Raw genomic sequence first — 20,089 nt, forward strand, 5'->3', positions numbered from 1 at the left:
TTGCAGACTTTACCGTCCCATCAGCCAAGCTCCACAATGCTTTCAGGCAAGGATTTGAGGGCTAAAGGCTGATGAAAGTTGGGTTTGATGTCAGCCAGCTAGGTCCCCGTAAAGCAGGTTGCGGCTTCTATGCCCAGGCCTTGATTGAGCAGCTACTGCAAAGGGATTCAAGCCACAGCTACCGGCTGCTGACGAGTTTTGGTGATTTCTACCATAATCCTCTGATGTCATTGGCTAGGCCCCAGTGGTGGCATTGGCCAGACTATGGCCCACGCTTTTTGCGTTTGCGCTCTGCATCTCAGTTCTGGAATGCCAAGCAACTAGTTTCGGCGGCACTGGCCGATTGTGATCTTATTCATGCCAATAACTTCTGGTGTCCTCCATGGTCTTTGCAGCAACCTCTGATTTATACCTTGTATGACCTCAGCTTCGCTGAGCATCCGGAGTGGCATCATGAGCGCAATCGAGTTGGCTGTTTTACAGGTGTTTTACGAGCAAGTCTCTACGCCACTAAAATTGCGGCGATTTCCCGTTCTTCTCGCCTCGCGTTCCTCAGGCATTTCCCCCATGTAGAGCCAGATCGCATCAGAGTTATTCACCCTGCCTCGCGCTTCAGTGCTAGCAGTCGTGCTTGTTCAAAACGTCGACCTCGTCACCCTTTCTTTCTTACAGGCCGACCTTTCTTGCTCTGTACAGGCACGATTGAACCCCGAAAAAATCAGTTATTCTTGTTGAGGATTTATTCGCTGCTGCGCGCTCGTGGGCAGGTGCAGTTGCCTTTGGTGTTTGCGGGAGGAAAGGGTTGGCTGATGGCAGATTTTGAACAGTCGATTCGTGAATCAAATTGGGCAGATGATGTTATCAACCTGGGCTATGTGCATGATTCTGAGTTGGCTTGGTTGTATAGCCATTGCAGCATCAATCTTTACCCGAGCCTTTACGAGGGCTTTGGTTTGCCTGTATTGGAGGGCATGGGATTTGGAGCACCCGTCGTTTGCTCGAACACCACGTCTATGCCCGAAATTGTTGCTGATGCAGGTGTGGTCCTGAATCCAACTGATCAGAAGGCATGGGTTGATACTCTTGAGGGATTGTTGGGTCAACCAAATCAGCTTCAAACTTTGCATCGTCGAGGATTAGAACGGGCTCATGAATTCAGTTGGCAGAGAAGTACAGATCAGCTCCTTGATCTTTATCTTGAGGCTTGTGAAGCCAAAAGTCGCTTCATTCGGAAGTAATCAATCACCCCCGGCCTATGATTCCAGGTCAACTGTTGCCTTAAAGCCTTGAGAAGACGATGTAGTGCAAAATGGCCAGGACTTAGCTCACGATTGTGATTCTGTTCGACATAGTGTGTCGCATAAGCCATTACCCAGCGAATGGGGACATTGCCATCTAATTGAATAAACATTTCCGCAATTTCTTTATGTACAGCAACGCGATTGCCAAGTGTTTTATTCTCTGGATATAGTCTAGATCCAGCCAATTTTTCCTTGATGTGGTGGAAATGGTATCCAGCATCACTCAGCCTCAGCCAGTAGTTGTAATCCATGCAATAACGAAGGCTCGGATCTAGTAGCCCGATTTGATCGACGACACGCTTCCTGAAGAACACTGCAGGCTGACAAAGAAAACAGATTTGTCTCAGGCATTCTGGATTCCAATCCTGTGTTGGGTAGGCCTCAAAAGCTTGGTCGTTGATGTTGATGTGATCGGCTTGGCCATAAATCACATCAACATGAGGATGAGATTGGAAGAACCTAGAGACTATTTCGAGAGTTGTTGGATAGTAGAGGTCGTCGGAATTCAGCCAACCGATGATTTCTCCTCGTGCCTTGTGTAGGCCTTTGTTCACCGCATCGCCTTGGCCGTCATCCGATTGCGATACCCACTGGACAGTTTCTCCGCATGACTGAAGGATGCTCACACTGTCGTCTTGACTGCCTCCGTCAAACACGATGTGCTCGAGTGCCGCTACGGATTGAGTGCGAACACTTGCCAGGGTGCGACCAAGGAATTGCCCTTGATTGAATGATGGTGTGATCACTGAAATCGTCGGCAATTCGTTCATCGAAGTGCCTCTTGAAATAGTTTCCAGTAGTCGTTGACCATGATGTCTAGGTCTTGGTAGCGCTCACTCCTTTTCAGGCCGAGTTGCCGTTGATTCTCGCGCAGTTGTTTGTTGCTACTTAGTTTGATCAGTGCTTCTGCCAGTTGCTGTGGGCAGCGAGGGTCGAAGAGGAATGAGGCGCCTCCACTAATTTCTTGGCAAGCTGTGTTGTTAGAGCAAGCAAGGGGTATGCCCCGTTGCATGGCTTCAACGATTGGCATGCCAAATCCTTCATATAAAGAAGGAAAGATCACTCCTATGGTTTGCATGTAAAATTCATTTAGTTCTTGTTCGCTAACGAAGCCTGTGAAGCTTACGCAGTCTTCAAGTTGGAGCTCTCTGGTTAGTTCCTCTAGCCATTTACGACGTCCTCCTCCTTCTCCAGTGCAGATCAGATTTAGTCTTTTAGACAGGCCTTGTTGGCGAGCCATTGCCCATGCAGTTAGCAGTAGTTCGTGGTTCTTATGTGGCCAAAGATTAGCGGGATAAAGTAAAAAAGGATTGCGACCTTCTTGCTCTATTTTTTTCTCAAGCTGAAATTGCTTGGTTTTAGCTAGACGAATAGGAATGGCTATTATTTGCTCTGGTTTCATGCCATTTTTAATGGCTTCCTGCTTGGCATATTCTGAGATAGCAGCGACATGGTTGTTTTCAAGACGCTGTTGATGGAAATTATGAAGTCGTTGCTTACGATCTATTGGCTGGAAGAACATCGGGTATTTTAGACATTGCAGGTCATAGAATATTGAGACGATTGGAAGGCTCCCTTGCTTGAAAGTAGTAGCCCCAAAAGGGCAGAAGAGAAGTTGAGCATGACGGGGCCGGTTGGTGGACCATCGCTTCCTGGTAATGACCCGTAGGTTATTTGATATTAAAGGCTGCAATTCTGTCAGGCTATTTGGGCTGCAGGTCGCGATGAATTCAGTATGCGGTTGTTGATTTGCTAAGCCCTTTAGTAGTTTCAATACAAACGGCTTCGCTCCACCGTTACTCCCTCCTGGTCGTAACGGCAGTAGGTCGACCCACACTGTATGTAGGTGACTCATGAGCTTAGTGCTCACCTCTAAGAAGACGAATTAGTCTACGTAGAGGTCTTGTTAGCCGCCATGAATTGCTGCTGCAAATCATTTTTAGCTGAAGTTCCAGATTCTGATTAATGGCTATCAGTTCATCGCATTTTTCTTTATGCATTGACTTGAGTTGCTTTATGTCGATGTGCAGTTGGTTGAGCTCATTTAGCTGTTGCATGGCGATTCTTGAGAGGGCAGCTGATTCGCGATTGCACCATTGCCCTAGTTCAATTTGTAGTATTGAATCAGCTTTGATTTTGCTGGCGGCTAATTTAGTCACAGCTTCTAAGTCTGGACTATCGAAGGTCTCCCCACGGGTTGATTTTTCGTCGTGAATGCCGGTGACATCGCTAGCTAAGTAGACCGCTTTACCTAGCTGTTCTCGTATGTCTAGGCAAAGTGCAACGTCTTCTCCGCATGCACGGAAGGATTCGCGCATGCCAACGGCTAGGAAGTCGGCCTTGCGCATCAGCATCAAGGCTCCCGTTACAGCAGGGATACGTCCTGATGCTTGCAGCTCTGGTTCCTGGAGGTTTATCTGCTTGCCGAGCTCGGGATGGAGACGGTTGTAGGGATAGCCGCGGTGATCGAAGAGGATCCCGGCATGGCAGAGTTGGTTAGCAGAAGTGCGTAGCACTCCTCCAACCAGGCCGACGTCTTGATTGTGTTCCAGGCACTGTTGGGCTCTATCAAGAGATCCTGGGTCGAGGATTAAATCGTCATTGATGAGAAGTAGAAGTTCCCCTGTAGCTTTTTGGGCTAGTTGATTGATGTTGCTGGCAAAATGATAGGCGCGACGTTGTGATATTTGGAAGTTAATTCCCTTTGGAATTTCAATACTTTTCTCCGCCTCGCTGCTTCCATTCCACGAGCAGAGAATTTCGTCACCAGCTTCCCAGAATTGCCTTGCAGCTTGAAGATTGAGCAACATCTTGCTCATAAAACTGGGGGTTTTGGAGATTACTAAGCAGGAGATGTTCATGGCGTATGATCCGTTGCTTCATTCAATCCACGCGCCAGGGCTAATTGAAGCCATGGGTGACGTTCTTGTAGTTGTCGGCTGATAGCTCTTAGCTGCTGATGGGTGTGTTTCGACAGCATTGAATTGGAATGGCTGTAGTAGACCGCTAATTGTTGGGGGCAGATCACACCTCCATAGCCTGCTTCGATCAGCTTGCACCAGAAGTCGTAATCCTCCCATCCTCCTGGGATGTGGGTGTAGCCGCCGACCTTGTTCCAGGCGACTCTTCGCACCAGCGCCATGGCATCCACGATGTTGCGCTCAAGGAACATTGACTTTTGCCAGCTGAGACCTCCAGCTAATAATTCTGTGTGTGTTGTCCCATCATCATTGTTTTCGCGCCGCATCACAAGCGGATGAACGACGGCAATCTCAGCGCTAGCGGCTGTTGCCACATTGAGGCAGGCTTCCACGGCACTGGCTTGTAGTGAATTATCTGCATCAAGGACAAAGCACCAATTTGCTCGAGCCAGATTAAAAGCGGAGTTGCGTGCGGCGGCGAGGCCAGCATTTTGATGGTGACGAACAAGTTGCGTTCGTACGAATCGATTAGCGTGCTGTTCTAGCCATTGTTTAACTTTGTTCGGACCTTGGTCAGATGAGTGGTCGTCTACGACAATTAGCTCAATCTCCTTGAGGCTTTGTTGAAGCACACTTTCGAGCGCTCGGATAATAGTTTTTTCATAGTTGTAAAGACTCACGCATACGGCTGCTTTTGCTTCGCAAGTGCTTTCTTGACCATATAGAGAGCTAAAAGATGGTGCGTAGGTTGTCAGTTGGCAGGGCTTTGGTGCACCTTGTTTACGCCATGTAAGTTCCTCTAAGAGTTCGCCAGGAGAGAGAGGCGATTGGAAGAGTTGTGTGTTGCCGATTGCTCGCCAACCTTCGACAACACGTTCCTTAGGGCTGGGATCAATCCTTACAAGTTGCAGGCCTTGTTGTTGGCAATCGTTGAGCCAGGCCGCGAGTATGCGTGCCTGTTCTTCACTTTCTATCGTTAACTGATCAAAGCCTGGTAGCCACCAGATCAATGGATTTGGCGCTTGCTGCCAAGCAGCACCGCCGTTACCTAGGCAGAGAATAGTTCCAGGTTTAGCTAGGCTTTTTGCTGACGGCAGACCAAGTTGCAGGTTGACTTGGCGAGCATCATCGTCTTGTTGCAGCCAATGTTGACCTAATTTTTCTGTGTTGATCAGTTGGCTGTTGACGCCGAGGCGCCAGAGCAGATCTTCGTTCGTCGGCAGATTGTTCCAAACGCAGCTCAGCTGAGCCAATGCTTGCAGATTGATGCTCATGCTGCCGGTTGGAATGGACCCGAGGACCAGGCCAAGCGGTGGTGCGGCCAGATGGTTATGCAGATTATTGGCGAGCTTGAAGGGGGTTGGGAGAGGCAAATGTGCCAGCCAAGCATGGGTTTGCCAACTGTTGGGATTGCAACCAATCACATGCAATTCAGCAAGGCTTTGTATTGCTGTTGTTGGTGTGAGCAGGGCTTTTGCTGTACTAAGCAGGCTTGCTGGCATGGTCCAGATCCGCGTGAGTTCGCCACTGGTTAAGCCATGCTTTTGCCAGTGCCGCAGTTGAGGCATGGCACCAGAGAGCTTGTATTCGTGCAATGCCAGGGCAGCGCAACCCCATGGGTGTAAGCCTTCGAGTCGTGCCGCTTGTAAAAGTTGGCGGCGATGTGGATGGCTCAGACTCCATTTGCTATCAGCCAAAGATGAGGGCGGGAGCCCTTGTTCAAGACCCACTTTTAAGAAGTGGATAAGCGGTGCTCCTTTGACTGCAATGCCTTGCTGATGGCAGGTATGCCGGTAATGGTTGGCTTCAAACAGAGGGTGTGGTGAGCGCTGACGTCGCCAGCCGATCAGGCAATAGTGATGAAAGGGGTTGATCCATTGCGGCAGCCCTGGCACTTGTTTGCGGTAGTGGTCAACATCGAACCAGGCACCTGGTTGGTGTTGCTGAGGCAGGCTCTTCCCAGGCTTCGTTAGCCAGCTCAGGAGTTTTTGATGTTTTGAGGGTTGTTTTGGGCTTAGCCGGGTGAGACGCCGATAAAAGCTGGCCACGTCAGGGTGGATGGCCATGGGTAGATGTCGTCGATGGCTGCGGCTGCGGCGGTGCTCAGTCTTGATGCAAGCTGCGGCCAAGCTGACAGCTTGGGCTGAGGGATGTTCCTCTGCACAGAATCTAGTTAAGGTCTCTAGTTGGCGATGTGCCTTGTGGGCTACAAACCAATCGCTGTAATTGATCGTTAGTACTGGTAGGTCTGCTTTAGCAGCGTCAATAAGAAGCTGACGGTTGTGATGCCACCAAAGTTGCTGCGATCGCCAGGCTGTCATTCCTGCAGTGGTGCTGTCCCGTTGCAGAAGAGACACCATCACCTCCGCGGGGTCGCGCACACTCAGTACGATCCTGAGGGGAATATTTAAGTCTGCGGCGACCTGTTGCCATAGGGGTAAAAGCAGAGATGTTCGTGGGTCTTTGATTGCCCAGGCATGATTTTGGTGATTGAGATCCTTCTTCAACCATTGGTGCAATTGCCGACTTGCTTTTTGGCTGACGGGAAGATCAAGCCAATCGCTAGGTAGTGCAAAGACTCCTGATGCTGATGGCCACCAATGGCCTAAGGCGATCAGCAGTTCTTCTTGGAGTGCGGTGATATCTGAACGCTCGTAATAACCCGTGGGATTGTGCTGATCGCCGCTGATCAGCTCACCAGGCATCGCAATCCCTAATCTTTGCAGGATGGAACCGAGCAACGATGTGCCGCTGCGGTGCATGCCGACTACAAGAATTAGCGGGGCATCTCGATGGCTACTTGCATTCATGGACTGATTTGCTGATAGAGCTTTTTGGTGGGGCCTTCTAGAGAAGGGGAATCCTGAAGTTGCCTTTCTCAGTGTTGGATAACATGCATCATTTTATGAGGCAAAAGAGTGTTGGATTGTGTCTGATTAGAGGGTGTTGATTCGCTTGCTAGAACATATTCCAGGACGTCCTTCAAGGCTATAAGGTAGCACTAGAACGTAGTGCCTAAATTTAGCGCGTTGATTATCTTTGCTTGTCAGCGTTAAGGTGGTTCCTAGTCGCTGGGCTTCTTGAAAAAAGCCTCCACACATTTTGCTAGTGGGAGTTCTATTAGTTGCTCAAGGTTCCAGCCGCTACTAGGTTGATAAGAGATAGCTGTTGTTGTAGGCGCTTATTCAGTTCAAAACGACTTAAGATACTTTGCCGAGCAGCTTTGTCAATCTTTTTCGCCTTTTCCAGATCAAGGAGAAGCTCTGAGATTGCTGCAGCCAGCTCCTTGGGATCGAAGAAGTCAACAAGCAAACAATTTTCCCATGTTCGATCACTTCTTGAACGGATGCTGTTGCTAAATCGACAACAGCGCTATCGCAGCTCATTGCTTTCAGATGGCTCCAGCTAAGAACGAAGGGATAAGGTTAGATAGACGTGAGCTTGCGAGAGTTGGAGAATCGGCAGGAATTGATCCTATGGAACCTTGTCTTTAAAAATAACCCCTTCAAGATTGTATTTCCCTTCTATCTTCTTGAGAAATAGATCTTTCCATTTCCCGTGTCCACCTGGAGCGCCATAACTTACTCCTTTGGGCTCGCCTACAATTAAGAGGAGAGTATCCATTTCCAGTTTTTGCAGTTCGAGAATTGCACGCAATATTGAATGAAAGCTTGATAGGTTCGATAGTGCCTCCTCGATGCTTTATCGAGAATGTTAGCTCTTTTTATGCTCCTATTTCATCGCCATAGATTTTCTTTTGCCAAGCATTCCAGCATGGGTTTGTTGAAGCAATCCTGCTTAGATCTGTCTTGTTAAAGCTTGGTTGACTCTGCAGCATTTTTGGTTTAGTGTTTTCTCGTGGCAGCCCTTCAAAAGGATTCGTTTCAGGTGATAGTAATGGTAGAAGTTTTTGATTGAGGTCGTCATTTAGGTGTTCTAGGCGTAGGCTAATCACCCTTTCGTCGATCTCAAAATATTGGAGCCACCAATCTGCTGCCACCCAGGTTCCGCCAAGACGTAGAGAGTATGTGAGTCCGCTGCGCACCGGTTCAAAATCCAGATTTGGCAGGTCCATATGTCTACGTTTGTGCTGCCAGTCGCTGATTAGCCAATGTTCTAGTCGGCGGCATGTGATGAAACGCTGGCGCTCTTCAGCTCGCCATTGCCCTCGGCTTTCTCGCAGAGCAACAGAATCATGCTTATGGGTGGTGTCGTCTGCATCGACATGTAAGCCTATGATTCGGCGATTGCGAAACATTTGGTTCATGGATGTACCAGCTGTTTTCGGTAGATGCAACCAGACGAATTGATCAGCGATAATCATAAGATGATTGCTATTGTCAGCTCTGTTATGTGATGCTTATGGGGTTTGGTTTTCCGTATTTCCTGGGGGTCGGCGTTCAGAAAGGCGGAACCACTACATTGCAGAAGATGTTGGAGCAACATCCTGATGTGTTTTTGCCAGCGGTGAAGGAGGTTCATTACTTTACGTTCAACTATATCAAAGGTAAATCTTGGTATCAGAGACAATTTGAGCAAGCCAGTGCGAATCAATGTTGTGGAGATATTACACCTTATTATATTTTCCATCCACAGGCTCCTGAACGTATCCATGCATTGAACCCTAAAGTTCGACTGATCGTTTTATTGCGCGATCCAGTGGAGCGAGCACTGTCACATTTTTTTCATTGCAAAAGGTTGGGTCTTGAGCCTCTGGAACTAGAAGATGCTCTTCGATTAGAGTCTGATCGCTTGAATGGTGCTGAGGAATTTCTTATCGCTGATGATAGTCATCATTTAAGCCATCAACTTTATAGTTATGTTAGTCGAAGTTGTTACGAGCAACAGTTGACACGCTTAAACGTGTTTTTTAAGCCTACGCAGATTTTGGTATTGCGTAGCGAGGATTTATTTTATACGCCACAGCTTGTTTGGGATCGTGTCTTGTTATTTTTGCAACTCGATGATTGTCCTTTGCCGCAATTGCGGCAGCCGGCAAATGCTGGTTTTGGAGAGTCAGCCGGAGTATTGTCAAGCGTGCGTAGATCTTTGCGAGAAAAGTTACTTCCTACATATCATTGGGCTGAAGAAAAGATGAACATTGTTTGGGAAGAATAGTGATTCATATTTAGCCTAAATTCCTAAGTGTTTCTTGATTTTATTTTGAATTATGCTTCTGGGCTTGGACGGTAGGCAACCATCACTTGGCTCCTTGGGTGCTTCCAGTCGCCAAGGTACTCTGCATCGAAGCCCATCCTATTTCCGAAATCTAGCATTTGACTTTTGGTGTAAGCAAAGTATCCATGATCATGTGATTGACTTGGAATAACTGCTTTAGATTGAGATTCAAAATAAGTGGCATAAAAGACAGAGCTTTTATTCATGTATGGCTTTAAGTTTTTCATGCATTGCTCAATTGTCTCTGGCGAAAGATGTGTGAACAAAGACTGCGCAATCGCCATATCAATTCTGCGGCCAAACTTGTCAAAGGAAAAGTTTTTATCGCAAATTAAAATCGGCTCTTTCTCTTCGGCTAGGGATTCTCCAAGTTCCTTTTTTAGTCCTGCATTAATCAATGTCTGTTCTTTTTCAATACCCAGATAATGACCTTTTTCAAGATAAGGTATTAAATGGATGCCAAGCCTTAGCGCACCACAGGCGATATCGAGGAAAGTATCTGTTGGCTTGATCCCTTGTGATTTGAGAAAATTAAATTGGAGCAATCCAATTTCTTCCCACATGCCCCCTACATATTGTCGATGGCCAAGAGTTTCTACTCCAATTTCTCCTTGAGGAGGGAGTGAAGCACTAGTAGCATTAACGTTTGGATTGGCTTGTTTCATCTTTGGCGCAGACTTGATCTTCTGTATTGGCGTACAAGCTCTACCAACAACCTTGGTTGCAGAACCATTGGCTGTAATTGAGTAGACGCCTTGACCTCCGAAGAGAGAAGCGTTCCCAAGAGCAGTACAAACGATGGTATCAGTGCCTGCGTTGCTGTTAACAAAAATGGTCTGACTGGTGAGCCCGGATTGTTTCAAAGGGATGGCATCAACACTGTCGCCACAACCACTCGCAGTGCCAATAAGGTCCAGTTTGGCAAGGTTGAATGTCAGGGTGTCGTTGCCCAAGCCACCAGCAACTGTTGTATTGGTTACTACGGATGTGCTGTGGGTGATGGCGTCATTTCCCTGACCACCAAAAGAGATGAGTTGTTGACACTCCCCGTATGGGTGATGGTCTCGTCGTGCTTTCTACCGTTGATCCATTCGCCAATAATTGTTGTGGCGTTAGCGCTTGAGAAAGTGAAGTTGTCATCACCAGAGGCACCTTTGAGTGGGGGATTCGATGCCTATTGACTCGATCGTTCAGATCTTCATCTCGGATGACGATGGGGATCCGCCGGAGCTACTACAGGGAGCGATCGATTCAGTGCAGCAGTCCTTTGCGGCATATCACTACACCCGGCATAACGACGAGAGCCTGAGGACCTTCATTGCCCAGCATTTTGGTGGTGAGGTGGTGGCTGCATACGACAAGCTCAGGCCCTATGCATATAAGGCTGATCTTGGACGTTATTGCCTGCTTTATCAGCATGGCGGATGGTATGCCGATATCAGCACCCTCATGCGCCAAAGGGTCGAGCACTTGGAGTCGAGCATCGACATGGTGTATTTCTTTGACCTCGGGGATGGCGTGGTGCCGGGACGCAGCCTTTTTGACGTGTCGAATTCACTCCTCTACGCGCGTCCCCGGCTGGGTGTTTTGGAAAAAGCAATTGAGACAGTGGTGCGTCATTGCCGTGAGGAGTACTACGGCATCTCAATTTATTGCCCCACGGGTCCATCGGTGCTGGGGGCTTCCATAGCAGGGCACGAGCAAAGTTCAGCACATGTTTGCGGCCATCTGATGGCCCTGACGCCGAATCATGACAGGCGCAATCTGGCGTTCGTGTTGCCGGATGGCCAGATTCTGGCGCTCTTCAAGAAGGGTTGGATGGCTCCTGACGATGTCTTGTTCGGCAAACGGGAAGGCACCAACAACTATGAGGATCTCTGGGAGCAGCGCCGCGTTTATGGCGAATCCTGAGCCGACACTGGTTTGAGCTTGCTGATGGCCTGGAGCACCTTGCGAGGCTGACTCTGTGCGGTGTAGGCCTCCTGCTCCTGTGCCCATCGATGATCTCCGACTGCCGCACCGTCTCGTGGCCAGCCAAGAGGTTCTAGTGAATTCAAATTTCCCTTCCAGTGCTGCAGTACATGCACCATTTCATGGCTCAGAAAGGTGCAGATCTTTGCAGGACTTGGCTTTGGCTCCCTCTCAGTCAGCACGATGTGCCCTGGAGTACCTGGAGAGGCGAAATAGGCCGCATCAAATTTGTGTGCACTCTGCTTTTTCCATTCGACTGCGATGCCGAGTCGTTGTGCTTGCTGCAGAAAAAGATGGACGCAGGCTTTCGGCGGCAGCGATTCTGGTGGCGTCATCAGCTCAGGGCCCCACTGGCCACTAGATGAATCAGTGCCAGTTGTTGCTGCACGCAGGTATTTAGTTGAAAACGACTCACTATTGTCTTGCGGGCAGCGATGCCCAGTTCTTCTGCCAGGGAGCGATTCTCCAGTAGTTCAGCAATTGATTCAGCCAGCTGATCCGGCCTGAAGAAATTCACCAGCAAGCCGTTGTGCCCGTGTTCGATCACCTCCCTAACGGGAGCAGAATCTGACCCTACAACTGCACAGCCGCAACTCATTGCTTCGAGCAAGCTCCAGCTGAGTACAAAGGGATAGGTGAGGTACACATGGGCTTGCGAAAGTTGCAGAAGCGGAATGAATTCCTTGTAGGGAACCATGCCGGTGAAGTGCACACGGCTGGGGTCGTAATCGCCTTCGATCTCCTCGAGAAAAACATCCTTCCACTCCCCGTCCGGGCAGACGGCGCCGTAGCTGATGCCGCTCGTGTTTCCCACCATCACCAGCTTGGCGTCGGGTACAAGCCTCTGCAGATGCGGGATGGCACGGATCATTGAGTGACAGCCACGGTAGGGCTCGAGGCTGCGGTTCACGAAGGTGACGATTTTCTCGCCCGGTGTTAGCACCGTGCCATCAGCCAGGGTGAGGTTGCGGGGCTGTTTCGCAGGGCAGGCCTTCTCGGTGTCGATCCCGTCGTGAATCACGCTGATGCGATCACGAAAGCCCGGTGGGTAGCTACTGCGTTGGAACTCCGTAGGGGTGATTGCCCAGGTGCTTGCTTGGAGGTTGAGCAGATGGTTGGCGGTTTTCATCCGGATGCCAGCGCACTGTTGCCATGCGGGCTCCCCTTGCAGCTCCGGGTCGAAGTCGTAGTCGAAGCCGCGGGCATTGTAGAAAAACTCTTCGTAGGTGAGCAGGGGCACCTCAGGCCATACATCCTTGAGAAACAGCAGTTCACCCCAGCCGGGATGGCCGCAGATCAGATCTGGGGTGAAGCCCTTCTCCTTCAGCTGTGAGGCGGCATGGGCGCAAGATTCCCCCCGGATGGTTTTGGTCTCGATATCTGTGACCCAGGAATGGAGCCCAGGTTGGTTGCTGCGGCTGATTCCGTAGCGGAAATACTGCACGCCCTGCGGCAGCTCTTCAGCGGATTCCTCGATACCGAGACCGATGATCTGGTGGCTTCTTTGAGCATCGAGAGCACGTAGCACGTGGATGTACTGGCCTGGGAAGCCCTGATGCACGAACAGCAGCTTCACAGCAAAGGCATGAGGCGTGTTTGATTATGGAGCTGCATTGCCCAGCATTCAATTTGTCCGCTCTGCGCTTGCGGGTTGTTGTTCCTCACTTCTTCCAGGAAGGGGCTAGTGATGGGAGTGGTGGCTACGGCTCGGGTCGTTGTGGCAATCGCCTGCCTCGAAGCCTGGCGCTAGCGCGCTGTCTTGGCAGTGTTCTCGGGCTGAATCGTTCATTGCAAGACTGGATGATCAACATCGCGGAGCTGCAGCTGGAGCGCACTCCTGCCTCGACGGTGGCAGGTCTGCCGGGAGTGCTTGTGGAGCTGCATGTCTTTGTTTGCGGTGACTTCTGGATTCAGGAGGTGGTCGAGCAATTTTCGCCTCGGATTCATCTCCATCGTCTCGATCTCGAGGATCCTCGTCAGTTGCCGCTCGGAACCGTACGTCAGTTGCTTGACTTTTCGGATCCTGCTGCTTTGTCACTCTATCTGGAAGATGATCTCGTGATTCATGATTCACGCTACGTCGATAAAATTGCCTGGTTTCATGACCTGACTGATCATCAGTTTGTATTGATGCCCCATCGCCGTGAGCCTTCGGCAGCGCATGCACCGCAGTATTTGTTCGTTGATGGGCCGATCAAGCCGATTGATCAGATTGAGCCGGTCTGGGCCAGTGATGAAGTGATCCAGACGCGCGTGCGCTTTTGGGACGGTCAGGAGATTGAGTTTGCCCAAGTCGCCAATCCTCATTCCGGCAGCTTTTGCATCAGTGCTCCTCAGCTGGAGTTGCTTCGTGGCGCTTCCTGGCCACCCGAACCATTTATTGGGCCTCTTGAAACGGCCGCCACGGGAACCGTTCTCAACCATTTCGCTGTTCTCAAGCCTTCCCTGGCCTGTCGCGAATTTTTAACCATTGAGCATGGGAATCCGTCGTTTTTGGAGACGCTCAATACTTTTCCCCGGCGTGAAGTGATGTCATGAGAGCAGTCATTCTTGCGGGTGGACTCGGCACCCGCATCAGTGAGGAAACGCATCTCAAGCCCAAACCGATGGTGGAAATCGGAGGCCGTCCGATCCTCTGGCACATCCTCAAGCTTTATAGCCACCACGGCATCAATGACTTCGTGATCTGCTGCGGTTACAAGGGATATGTAATCAAGGAGTATTTCGCCAACTATTTTCTGCACAGTAGTGATGTCACCTTCCACATGTCCGATGGGCATATGGAGGTGCATCGCCGCAACGCGGAACCCTGGCGAGTGACGCTTGTGGATACTGGTGACAGCACCAACACTGGTGGGCGTCTGAAACGTGTCGCGGCCTATCTCGATCAGGAGCCGTTCTGTTTCACCTATGGCGATGGATTGGCTGATGTTGATCTGACCGCTCTGGTTGCCTTTCACCGCAGTCATGGCCGGGCCGCCACGGTTACGTCGGTGCAGCCTCCCGGCCGCTACGGCAGCCTTGCACTCGCTGAGGGAGGTGAGCTCGTGGATGGTTTCGTCGAGAAGCCCCAGGGTGATGGGGGTTGGATTAATGGTGGCTTTTTTGTGCTGGATCCAGTAGTGCTGCAGCGCATCGCAGGCGACGCCACGAGCTGGGAGGTGGAGCCTCTGCGCGGGCTGGCAGAGGATGGGGAGTTGGTCGCGTTTCGCCATCAAGGTTTCTGGCAGCCGATGGACACGCTGCGGGAACGCAATCTGCTGGAGCAGCTTTGGCGGCAGGGGCGTGCTCCTTGGAAGCAGTGGGCTTGAAGGCGTTGAATCCAGACTTCTGGCGCGGCCGCCGGGTTTTGCTCACGGGGCATACAGGTTTCAAGGGCAGCTGGCTGGCGCTGTGGTTGCTGGAACTGGGGGCTGAGCTGCATGGTCTGGCCCTGGAGCCAGAGCCAGTGGCATCCCCGGCGCAGCCGCTGTTCACGGCACTCGGCCTGGCGGAACGCCTAGGAACGCGCTACCGGATCGGTGATCTCCGTGATCCTGCGGCGGCAGAGGCGGCGGTGGCCGAGGCCCGGCCGGAAGTGGTGCTGCATTTGGCAGCCCAGCCGCTGGTGCGCCGTAGTTACAGCGATCCGCTCGGCACGTGGAGCACCAATGTGCAGGGCAGTCTCCAGCTGCTGGAGGCGTTGCGTCCGTTGCCGCATCCCTGCAGCGTGGTTCTGGTGACCACCGACAAGGTGTATGCCAACCGCGAATGGGAGTGGGGCTATCGGGAGGAGGATCGACTCGGCGGCCATGACCCCTACAGCGCCAGTAAGGCGGCGATGGAACTGATGGCGGCAAGTTGGCGGTCCAGTTTCTGCGGCAAGGCCGCCCACCAGACGTCGTCCTTGGCGCTTGCCACAGCCAGGGCTGGCAATGTGATCGGTGGTGGTGACTGGGCGGCAGATCGGATCGTGCCTGATGCGATGCGGGCCGCGGCTCTTGGGCTGCCGATCACGGTGCGCAATCCAGGCTCCATCAGACCTTGGCAGCATGTGCTCGAGCCTCTTGCGGGCTACCTGCAGCTGGCTGAGCAGCTCAGTGTCGATCCTCAGCGCCATGCCACCGCTTACAACTTCGGCCCGGAGCTGGACGCCAATCGCTCCGTGCGGGAGCTTGTGGAGCATCTGTTGCAGCACTGGCCAGGGGCTGCCGGCTGGTGTGATGCCTCCGATCCGGCAGCTCCCCATGAAGCCGGACGCCTGCATCTGGTAGCGGACCGGGCCCACCTTCAGCTGGGATGGAAGCCGCGCTGGACCTTTGCGACCACCGCGGCCCGCACCGCCGAATGGTATCGGCGCGTGAATCAGGGAGAGTCGCCTCTTGCCTGCTGTCTGGCGGATCTGCAGGCTTACGGAGCGGCGGTTGATGGCCACTGACGTTCGAGCTACCGGGATCGTTGGGGTGTGGGAGCTGGTAGGGCAGTCTGTTCGCGATCCACGAGGAGCGTTCCTCAATGGCTTCCGTGCTCAGGAGCCGGGGTTTGCCCAGGCCTGGGGGACGCGCTCGATTGCCCAGGTGAACCTCAGCCGCACGGAGGAGGAGGGCAGCGTGCGCGGACTGCATTGGCAGGCTGCACCCCATAGCGAAGCAAAGCTGGTGCGCTGCCTGCGCGGTCGGGTATGGGATGTGGCAGTGGATCTGCGCCCCGGTTCCGTTACCCGGGGCCAGTGGCATGCTGTGGAGCTCACCCCCGAGGCGGCCAATGCCCTGCTCATCCCCGAGGGCTGTGCCCATGGGTTCCAGGTACTTGCCCCCGGCAGTGAGCTGCTTTACCTCCACTCAGGCGTCTGGGTGCCGGAGGCGGAAACCGGCGTTCACTGTTGTGACCCTGATCTGGCGATCCCCTGGCCCCTGAAGCCCCGTGGCCTGAGTGCCCGTGACCAGGAATTACCGCTGCTCATGGCGGATCAGCCATAAGCTCCTGACATGAAGCACGCCTGCCGTCACTGCGGTTCACCCTTGGATCACCAGGTGATTGATCTGGGTCATCAACCCCCTAGCAATGCCTACCTCAGTTCTGAGCAGTTGGCGGGTCCGGAACTCACCTATCCCCTGCGGCTGCTGGTGTGCAGCGAGTGCTGGCTGGTGCAGCTGCCGGCTCATGCGGCGGCAGCGGATCTGTTCACCCCCGACTACGCCTATTTCTCCAGTACCTCCACCAGTTGGTGCGCCCATGCGGAGCGGTTCGTTGCCGAAGCAGTGGAGCGGTTGACGCTGGGTTCGCAGAGCCATGTGGTGGAGCTGGCCTCTAACGATGGTTATCTGTTGCAATACGTTCAAGAACGTGGGATTTCTTGTCTGGGGATCGAGCCCACCTGGGCGACGGCTGAAGCGGCGCGGAGCAAAGGGATCCCAACGCTGGAACGGTTCTTCGGGCTGGAGCTGGCGGAGAAGCTGGATCCGGCGGATCTGGTGGTGGCCAATAACGTGCTGGCACATGTTCCTGACATCAATGATTTTCTTGCAGGCATCGCCCGGCTGCTCAAGCCCACAGGACTTGCATCTATTGAATGCCCGCATCTGTTGCGACTGCTGCAGGGCAACCAATTCGACACCATTTACCACGAGCATTACAGCTATCTCAGTCTTCAGGTGGTGCAGCGGATCGCCGCGACGGCAGGACTGGTGGTTGTGGATGTGGAGGAATTGTCGACCCATGGAGGCAGCCTGCGGTTGTGGCTAGCCCCTCAGGCCGCCGGTCTGGAGTCGAGTGCATCGGTCAGGTCTATGCAACTTCAGGAACAGGCTGCCGGTCTTGAGACCCTTGGAGCTTGGGTCGATTTTCAACGCAGAGCAGAAGCCGCCAAGAATGGACTTCTGCGTTTTCTTCTGCAGGAGCAGCAGGTGGGGCGAAGCGTGATGGGTTACGGCGCTGCAGCGAAGGGGAACACGCTGCTCAACTATGCGGGGGTTCGTTTTGATCTGTTGCCAGCGGTGGCGGATCGGGCCACCAGTAAACAGGGTAAGCATTTGCCCGGTAGTCACATCCCGGTGATCAGCCCGGAGCAGCTTGCTGAGCGTGACCCTTACACCTTGTTGGTGCTGCCTTGGAACCTGATTGAGGAGGTGTCGAAGCAGTGGCCTGGCCGGCGACTGGCCACTGCGATTCCGGATCTCAGACTATTTGGATAAGCGATGGATTATTGCCGAGCTCGGAACTCATCCGGGAGGGTCTCAGGGAAAGGTGCCGGCTGTTCGGTGGGTTCGGTGACCGGTGTCGTCGGGATGAAGTCTGACGCTTTTCCGAGAATGGTTGCAGCTTTCTCGTTCGGATTGGGCAGCGGTGCCGGCAGCAGTGGCTTCAGTCCAGATAAAAGCTGTTGCTGACTGGCCAGGAGCAGCTCTTTGCGGGTTTCCAGTCTGGTGAGCTCGCTCTGCGCTTCGGTGAGAAGAGAGAGCAGTTTCTGACCTTCCGGAGGGAGCTGACTGATGTCATAGTGGGCGCCGTTGACGGTCAGTAGCTGGTTGGCAGTTGAACTCATCCGTTCGGCTTGGGTTGATTGAGAGGATCGCACCGACCCGGGCAAAGATGCGCTAATAGAGGGGATAAGACGCATCGAGTGATGGAGTTCGCAAGCGATAATCATGGTTTGATCTCAATCCATCCTTCTGCCCAGGTCTCGGAGCTTGCCGATCTGGAGCGTTCGCAACGGAGCACTCGGATCGTGATCGGTGCTGGATGCAGGATCGACAGTTTCGTCAAGATCAAGCCTGCTGGTGGTCTTGGTGATGTTCGGCTCGGGGAGCGTTGCTATCTCAATTCAGGCTGTGTCCTCTACTCAGGTAATGGCATCATCATCGGTAATGATGTGCTGATTGCGGCGAATTGCACGCTTGCGCCCGTTAACCATTCCTTCCGTGATCGCAACCGCTTGATCCGTGAGCAGGGATTTGAACCCAGTCGCGGTGGCATTGTGATCGAAGATGATGTCTGGATTGGCGCTAATTGTGTGCTGCTTGATGGGACGGTTCTCCGACGCGGCTGTGTTTTGGCTGCCGGATCTCTTGTACGCGGAGAATTGCCGGCTTACAGCATCTGTTGCGGAACACCGGCCATGCCGATCGATGCGCGCGTTGGGTGAATGGTTGACATGAAGCCGGTTACGGTTTTGGGAGCTGCTGGCTGGATCGGTTCGGCGTTGGTTTCTGACCTGCGGCGAAGAGGTCGCGAGGTGATGCCTGTGGATCGGGCTGAACTCCCGGCATGGCTTGCCCGGGATGATCAGCTCGGGCCTGTTATTTATGCCATTGGTCTTACGGCTGATTTCCGGGAGCGCCCTTTTGCCACGGCTGAAGCCCATGTGGGGCTGCTCAGTCAGGTGCTGCAACGCTCCGGTTTGTCGCAGTTGCTTCTGCTGTCATCCACCAGGGTCTATTCGCGCAGCAGAAACACCAATGAATCCGTGGCTGTGCCCTGCCTAAGCAGTGATCCCTCCGATCTCTACAACCTCTCCAAGCTGATGGGAGAAGCCTTGGTGTTGCAGGACCCTCGGCCTGGCCTGAAGGTGGCAAGGATCAGCAATGTGGTGGGTGCTGGTCAGCCGTCTAGCACGTTCGTTGGCTCCTTGCTGGAGGAAGCTAGAGGGAATAGCCAGGTCATGATTGAGCAACCTGCTGGGATGGCCAAAGACTATGTCGCTTTGGCGGATGTCGTCCGCTTGCTACCGCTGATAGCAGTGGAGGGGCGGCAGCGTTTGTACAACCTGGGATCCGGCTTTAATACCAGTCATGCAGAGGTTGCTGATTGGCTCGAGAGTCAGGGTGTGCACGTGTGCTTCGTGCCACGGGCAACTGGTGACTTCAGCTTCCCTCCACTGTCGATTGAACGATTGTCGGCGGAGTTTGATCCACCTGGCGCACCTTTCCAGCAGACTCTCCTGCAGTCCTAGAGCAGTGCATGAGCTTTCGGTTTGAGTACGACGAGGCGGCCGGTGTTATTCGCCATAACGATCGCGAATTAAACCTGGCTGATCCTGAGGCATTTGAGTTGATCAGCCGGGCCTGGCTTCGCTCTGGTTGGGATACAAAATATGTCTACGGCTTCTCCTGGCTGGGTCGGCCGGTGATTCAGCTGCCCGAGGACATGATGCGCATCCAGGAGCTGATTTATCAGTTGCAGCCTGATGTGATCGTGGAAACTGGAGTCGCCCATGGGGGCTCACTGATCTTTTACGCGGGAGTGTGTGCGGCGATGGGCAAAGGCCGTGTGATCGGCATTGATATCGAGATTCGTCCTCACAACAGGGAAGCAATTGAGGCGCATCGCCTCAGTCCGATGATTGCATTGGTTGAGGGCAGCTCGACGGCGCCGGATGTGGTGCAGCAGGTGCATGATCGGATTGGTGCAGCCGAAACGGTGCTGGTGCTGCTCGATAGCAACCACAGTCAGCACCATGTCGCCGCTGAACTGGAGGCATATGGGCCTTTGGTCAGCCTGGGTAGCTACATCGTGGCTTGCGATGGAATCATGCAGCAGGTGGCTGGTGCCCCGCGGACTGAATCGGATTGGAGTTGGAACAATCCGATCAGCGCAGTCCAGAACTTCCTGAAGACTCATCCTGAGTTTGAAGCCCATGAACCTCAGTGGCCGTTCAATGAAGGTACGGTCCGTCAGCGCGTGACTTATTGGCCTCAGGCCTACCTGCGTCGTCGATCGGATGGCAATTGACGCTCGAAC

The 20,089-nt window shown here is 52.9% G+C and carries 22 protein-coding genes; 12 read left to right on the plus strand and 10 right to left on the minus strand.

The window, feature by feature from the left end; translation table 11 throughout:
* The first annotated feature begins 71 nt into the window (after positions 1 to 71).
* Positions 72 to 1,238 (plus strand): glycosyltransferase family 4 protein, encoded by a 1,167-nt coding sequence (locus SIB41_RS12005; RefSeq protein WP_063419347.1) that lies wholly within the window; start codon positions 72 to 74, stop codon positions 1,236 to 1,238.
* On the opposite strand, the gene SIB41_RS12010 is transcribed toward SIB41_RS12005, so the two are convergent.
* From SIB41_RS12010 to SIB41_RS12035, 6 genes are all read right to left on the minus strand, one after another.
* On the minus strand, positions 1,193 to 2,071 hold the full coding sequence (locus tag SIB41_RS12010) for a glycosyltransferase family 2 protein (protein WP_063419348.1): 879 nt from the start codon (positions 2,069 to 2,071) through the stop codon (positions 1,193 to 1,195). The genes SIB41_RS12005 and SIB41_RS12010 overlap by 46 nt on opposite strands.
* Positions 2,068 to 3,156 carry a glycosyltransferase family 4 protein gene (locus SIB41_RS12015; RefSeq protein ID WP_413359241.1) on the minus strand — a complete coding sequence of 363 codons (1,089 nt, stop codon included), beginning with the start codon at positions 3,154 to 3,156 and terminating at the stop codon, positions 2,068 to 2,070. Before SIB41_RS12015 ends, SIB41_RS12010 begins: the two co-directional genes overlap by 4 nt.
* 4 nt (positions 3,157 to 3,160) lie before the next feature.
* Positions 3,161 to 4,120: a glycosyltransferase gene (locus SIB41_RS12020; RefSeq protein ID WP_413359243.1), complete on the minus strand. Its 960-nt coding sequence runs from the start codon at positions 4,118 to 4,120 to the stop codon at positions 3,161 to 3,163.
* A 38-nt stretch (positions 4,121 to 4,158) separates the two neighbouring features.
* Complete coding sequence (locus SIB41_RS12025) at positions 4,159 to 7,032, minus strand: glycosyltransferase (protein WP_413359245.1); 2,874 nt, start codon at positions 7,030 to 7,032, stop codon at positions 4,159 to 4,161.
* Between the two features lie 310 nt (positions 7,033 to 7,342).
* Positions 7,343 to 7,534, minus strand: a complete 192-nt coding sequence (locus tag SIB41_RS12030; protein WP_413359247.1) for a hypothetical protein — start codon at positions 7,532 to 7,534, stop codon at positions 7,343 to 7,345.
* 412 nt (positions 7,535 to 7,946) lie between these two features.
* On the minus strand, positions 7,947 to 8,489 hold the full coding sequence (locus SIB41_RS12035; RefSeq protein WP_413359250.1) for a hypothetical protein: 543 nt from the start codon (positions 8,487 to 8,489) through the stop codon (positions 7,947 to 7,949).
* Between the two features lie 89 nt (positions 8,490 to 8,578).
* Here SIB41_RS12035 and SIB41_RS12040 point away from each other — a divergent pair, with 89 nt between their 5' ends.
* Positions 8,579 to 9,340, plus strand: a complete 762-nt coding sequence (locus SIB41_RS12040) for a sulfotransferase domain-containing protein (RefSeq protein WP_413359252.1) — start codon at positions 8,579 to 8,581, stop codon at positions 9,338 to 9,340.
* A gap of 50 nt (positions 9,341 to 9,390) precedes the next feature.
* On the opposite strand, the gene SIB41_RS12045 is transcribed toward SIB41_RS12040, so the two are convergent.
* Positions 9,391 to 10,065 carry a hypothetical protein gene (locus SIB41_RS12045; protein ID WP_413359253.1) on the minus strand — a complete coding sequence of 225 codons (675 nt, stop codon included), beginning with the start codon at positions 10,063 to 10,065 and terminating at the stop codon, positions 9,391 to 9,393.
* A 90-nt stretch (positions 10,066 to 10,155) separates the two neighbouring features.
* On the opposite strand from SIB41_RS12045, the gene SIB41_RS12050 reads away from it, so the two are divergent.
* Both SIB41_RS12050 and SIB41_RS12055 read left to right on the plus strand, forming a co-directional pair.
* Entirely contained in the window at positions 10,156 to 10,581 is a 426-nt protein-coding gene (locus SIB41_RS12050; protein WP_413359256.1) for a hypothetical protein, read from the plus strand.
* Positions 10,571 to 11,311, plus strand: coding sequence for a glycosyltransferase family 32 protein (locus SIB41_RS12055; RefSeq protein ID WP_413359259.1), 741 nt, complete (start codon positions 10,571 to 10,573; stop codon positions 11,309 to 11,311). Before SIB41_RS12050 ends, SIB41_RS12055 begins: the two co-directional genes overlap by 11 nt.
* On the opposite strand, the gene SIB41_RS12060 is transcribed toward SIB41_RS12055, so the two are convergent.
* Positions 11,296 to 11,706 (minus strand): hypothetical protein, encoded by a 411-nt coding sequence (locus SIB41_RS12060; protein ID WP_413359262.1) that lies wholly within the window; start codon positions 11,704 to 11,706, stop codon positions 11,296 to 11,298. The two genes, SIB41_RS12055 and SIB41_RS12060, sit on opposite strands and share 16 nt — an antisense overlap.
* On the minus strand, positions 11,706 to 12,947 hold the full coding sequence (locus SIB41_RS12065; protein ID WP_413359265.1) for a glycosyltransferase family 4 protein: 1,242 nt from the start codon (positions 12,945 to 12,947) through the stop codon (positions 11,706 to 11,708). Before SIB41_RS12065 ends, SIB41_RS12060 begins: the two co-directional genes overlap by 1 nt.
* Positions 12,948 to 13,000: 53 nt before the next feature.
* On the opposite strand from SIB41_RS12065, the gene SIB41_RS12070 reads away from it, so the two are divergent.
* From SIB41_RS12070 to SIB41_RS12090, 5 genes are read left to right on the plus strand one after another with little or no spacing between them, the layout of a single operon-like run.
* On the plus strand, positions 13,001 to 13,909 hold the full coding sequence (locus SIB41_RS12070; RefSeq protein ID WP_413359267.1) for a hypothetical protein: 909 nt from the start codon (positions 13,001 to 13,003) through the stop codon (positions 13,907 to 13,909).
* Entirely contained in the window at positions 13,906 to 14,682 is a 777-nt protein-coding gene (gene rfbF / locus SIB41_RS12075) for a glucose-1-phosphate cytidylyltransferase (protein WP_413359269.1), read from the plus strand. Before SIB41_RS12070 ends, rfbF begins: the two co-directional genes overlap by 4 nt.
* A complete protein-coding gene (rfbG, locus tag SIB41_RS12080; RefSeq protein WP_413361553.1) occupies positions 14,673 to 15,788 on the plus strand; it encodes a CDP-glucose 4,6-dehydratase in 1,116 nt (371 codons plus the stop codon). The genes rfbF and rfbG overlap by 10 nt, the downstream gene beginning before the upstream one ends.
* Positions 15,778 to 16,329, plus strand: a complete 552-nt coding sequence (locus tag SIB41_RS12085; RefSeq protein ID WP_413359271.1) for a dTDP-4-dehydrorhamnose 3,5-epimerase family protein — start codon at positions 15,778 to 15,780, stop codon at positions 16,327 to 16,329. The genes rfbG and SIB41_RS12085 overlap by 11 nt, the downstream gene beginning before the upstream one ends.
* Positions 16,330 to 16,338: 9 nt before the next feature.
* Positions 16,339 to 17,544 (plus strand): methyltransferase domain-containing protein, encoded by a 1,206-nt coding sequence (locus SIB41_RS12090; protein ID WP_413359273.1) that lies wholly within the window; start codon positions 16,339 to 16,341, stop codon positions 17,542 to 17,544.
* A gap of 8 nt (positions 17,545 to 17,552) precedes the next feature.
* On the opposite strand, the gene SIB41_RS12095 is transcribed toward SIB41_RS12090, so the two are convergent.
* The gene (locus SIB41_RS12095) at positions 17,553 to 17,894 is read right to left on the minus strand and encodes a hypothetical protein (protein ID WP_413359275.1); all 342 of its coding nucleotides are present in this window, start codon (positions 17,892 to 17,894) and stop codon (positions 17,553 to 17,555) included.
* An 81-nt stretch (positions 17,895 to 17,975) separates the two neighbouring features.
* Here SIB41_RS12095 and SIB41_RS12100 point away from each other — a divergent pair, with 81 nt between their 5' ends.
* From SIB41_RS12100 to SIB41_RS12110, 3 genes are read left to right on the plus strand one after another with little or no spacing between them, the layout of a single operon-like run.
* Positions 17,976 to 18,494, plus strand: coding sequence for an acyltransferase (locus tag SIB41_RS12100; protein ID WP_413359277.1), 519 nt, complete (start codon positions 17,976 to 17,978; stop codon positions 18,492 to 18,494).
* A complete protein-coding gene (locus tag SIB41_RS12105) occupies positions 18,495 to 19,301 on the plus strand; it encodes an NAD-dependent epimerase/dehydratase family protein (RefSeq protein ID WP_413359279.1) in 807 nt (268 codons plus the stop codon).
* Between the two features lie 8 nt (positions 19,302 to 19,309).
* Entirely contained in the window at positions 19,310 to 20,080 is a 771-nt protein-coding gene (locus SIB41_RS12110) for a cephalosporin hydroxylase family protein (protein ID WP_413359282.1), read from the plus strand.
* The last annotated feature ends 9 nt before the right edge of the window (positions 20,081 to 20,089 follow it).

Source organism: Prochlorococcus sp. MIT 1201 (assembly GCF_047303415.1).
GTDB lineage: Bacteria > Cyanobacteriota > Cyanobacteriia > PCC-6307 > Cyanobiaceae > Prochlorococcus > Prochlorococcus marinus_D.

Excerpts from the sequence above, each read along its gene's own strand:
- SIB41_RS12005 (WP_063419347.1), top strand. The coding sequence starts at position 72 with ATGAAAGTTGGGTTTGATGTCAGCCAGCTAGGTCCCCGTAAAGCAGGT.
- SIB41_RS12010 (WP_063419348.1), bottom strand. The coding sequence starts at position 2,071 with ATGAACGAATTGCCGACGATTTCAGTGATCACACCATCATTCAATCAA.
- SIB41_RS12015 (WP_413359241.1), bottom strand. The coding sequence starts at position 3,156 with ATGAGTCACCTACATACAGTGTGGGTCGACCTACTGCCGTTACGACCA.
- SIB41_RS12020 (WP_413359243.1), bottom strand. The coding sequence starts at position 4,120 with ATGAGCAAGATGTTGCTCAATCTTCAAGCTGCAAGGCAATTCTGGGAA.
- SIB41_RS12025 (WP_413359245.1), bottom strand. The coding sequence starts at position 7,032 with ATGAATGCAAGTAGCCATCGAGATGCCCCGCTAATTCTTGTAGTCGGC.
- SIB41_RS12035 (WP_413359250.1), bottom strand. The coding sequence starts at position 8,489 with ATGAACCAAATGTTTCGCAATCGCCGAATCATAGGCTTACATGTCGAT.
- SIB41_RS12040 (WP_413359252.1), top strand. The coding sequence starts at position 8,579 with ATGCTTATGGGGTTTGGTTTTCCGTATTTCCTGGGGGTCGGCGTTCAG.
- SIB41_RS12045 (WP_413359253.1), bottom strand. The coding sequence starts at position 10,065 with ATGAAACAAGCCAATCCAAACGTTAATGCTACTAGTGCTTCACTCCCT.
- SIB41_RS12055 (WP_413359259.1), top strand. The coding sequence starts at position 10,571 with ATGCCTATTGACTCGATCGTTCAGATCTTCATCTCGGATGACGATGGG.
- SIB41_RS12060 (WP_413359262.1), bottom strand. The coding sequence starts at position 11,706 with ATGACGCCACCAGAATCGCTGCCGCCGAAAGCCTGCGTCCATCTTTTT.
- rfbF (WP_413359269.1), top strand. The coding sequence starts at position 13,906 with ATGAGAGCAGTCATTCTTGCGGGTGGACTCGGCACCCGCATCAGTGAG.
- SIB41_RS12085 (WP_413359271.1), top strand. The coding sequence starts at position 15,778 with ATGGCCACTGACGTTCGAGCTACCGGGATCGTTGGGGTGTGGGAGCTG.
- SIB41_RS12090 (WP_413359273.1), top strand. The coding sequence starts at position 16,339 with ATGAAGCACGCCTGCCGTCACTGCGGTTCACCCTTGGATCACCAGGTG.
- SIB41_RS12095 (WP_413359275.1), bottom strand. The coding sequence starts at position 17,894 with ATGAGTTCAACTGCCAACCAGCTACTGACCGTCAACGGCGCCCACTAT.
- SIB41_RS12100 (WP_413359277.1), top strand. The coding sequence starts at position 17,976 with ATGGAGTTCGCAAGCGATAATCATGGTTTGATCTCAATCCATCCTTCT.
- SIB41_RS12105 (WP_413359279.1), top strand. The coding sequence starts at position 18,495 with ATGGTTGACATGAAGCCGGTTACGGTTTTGGGAGCTGCTGGCTGGATC.
- SIB41_RS12110 (WP_413359282.1), top strand. The coding sequence starts at position 19,310 with ATGAGCTTTCGGTTTGAGTACGACGAGGCGGCCGGTGTTATTCGCCAT.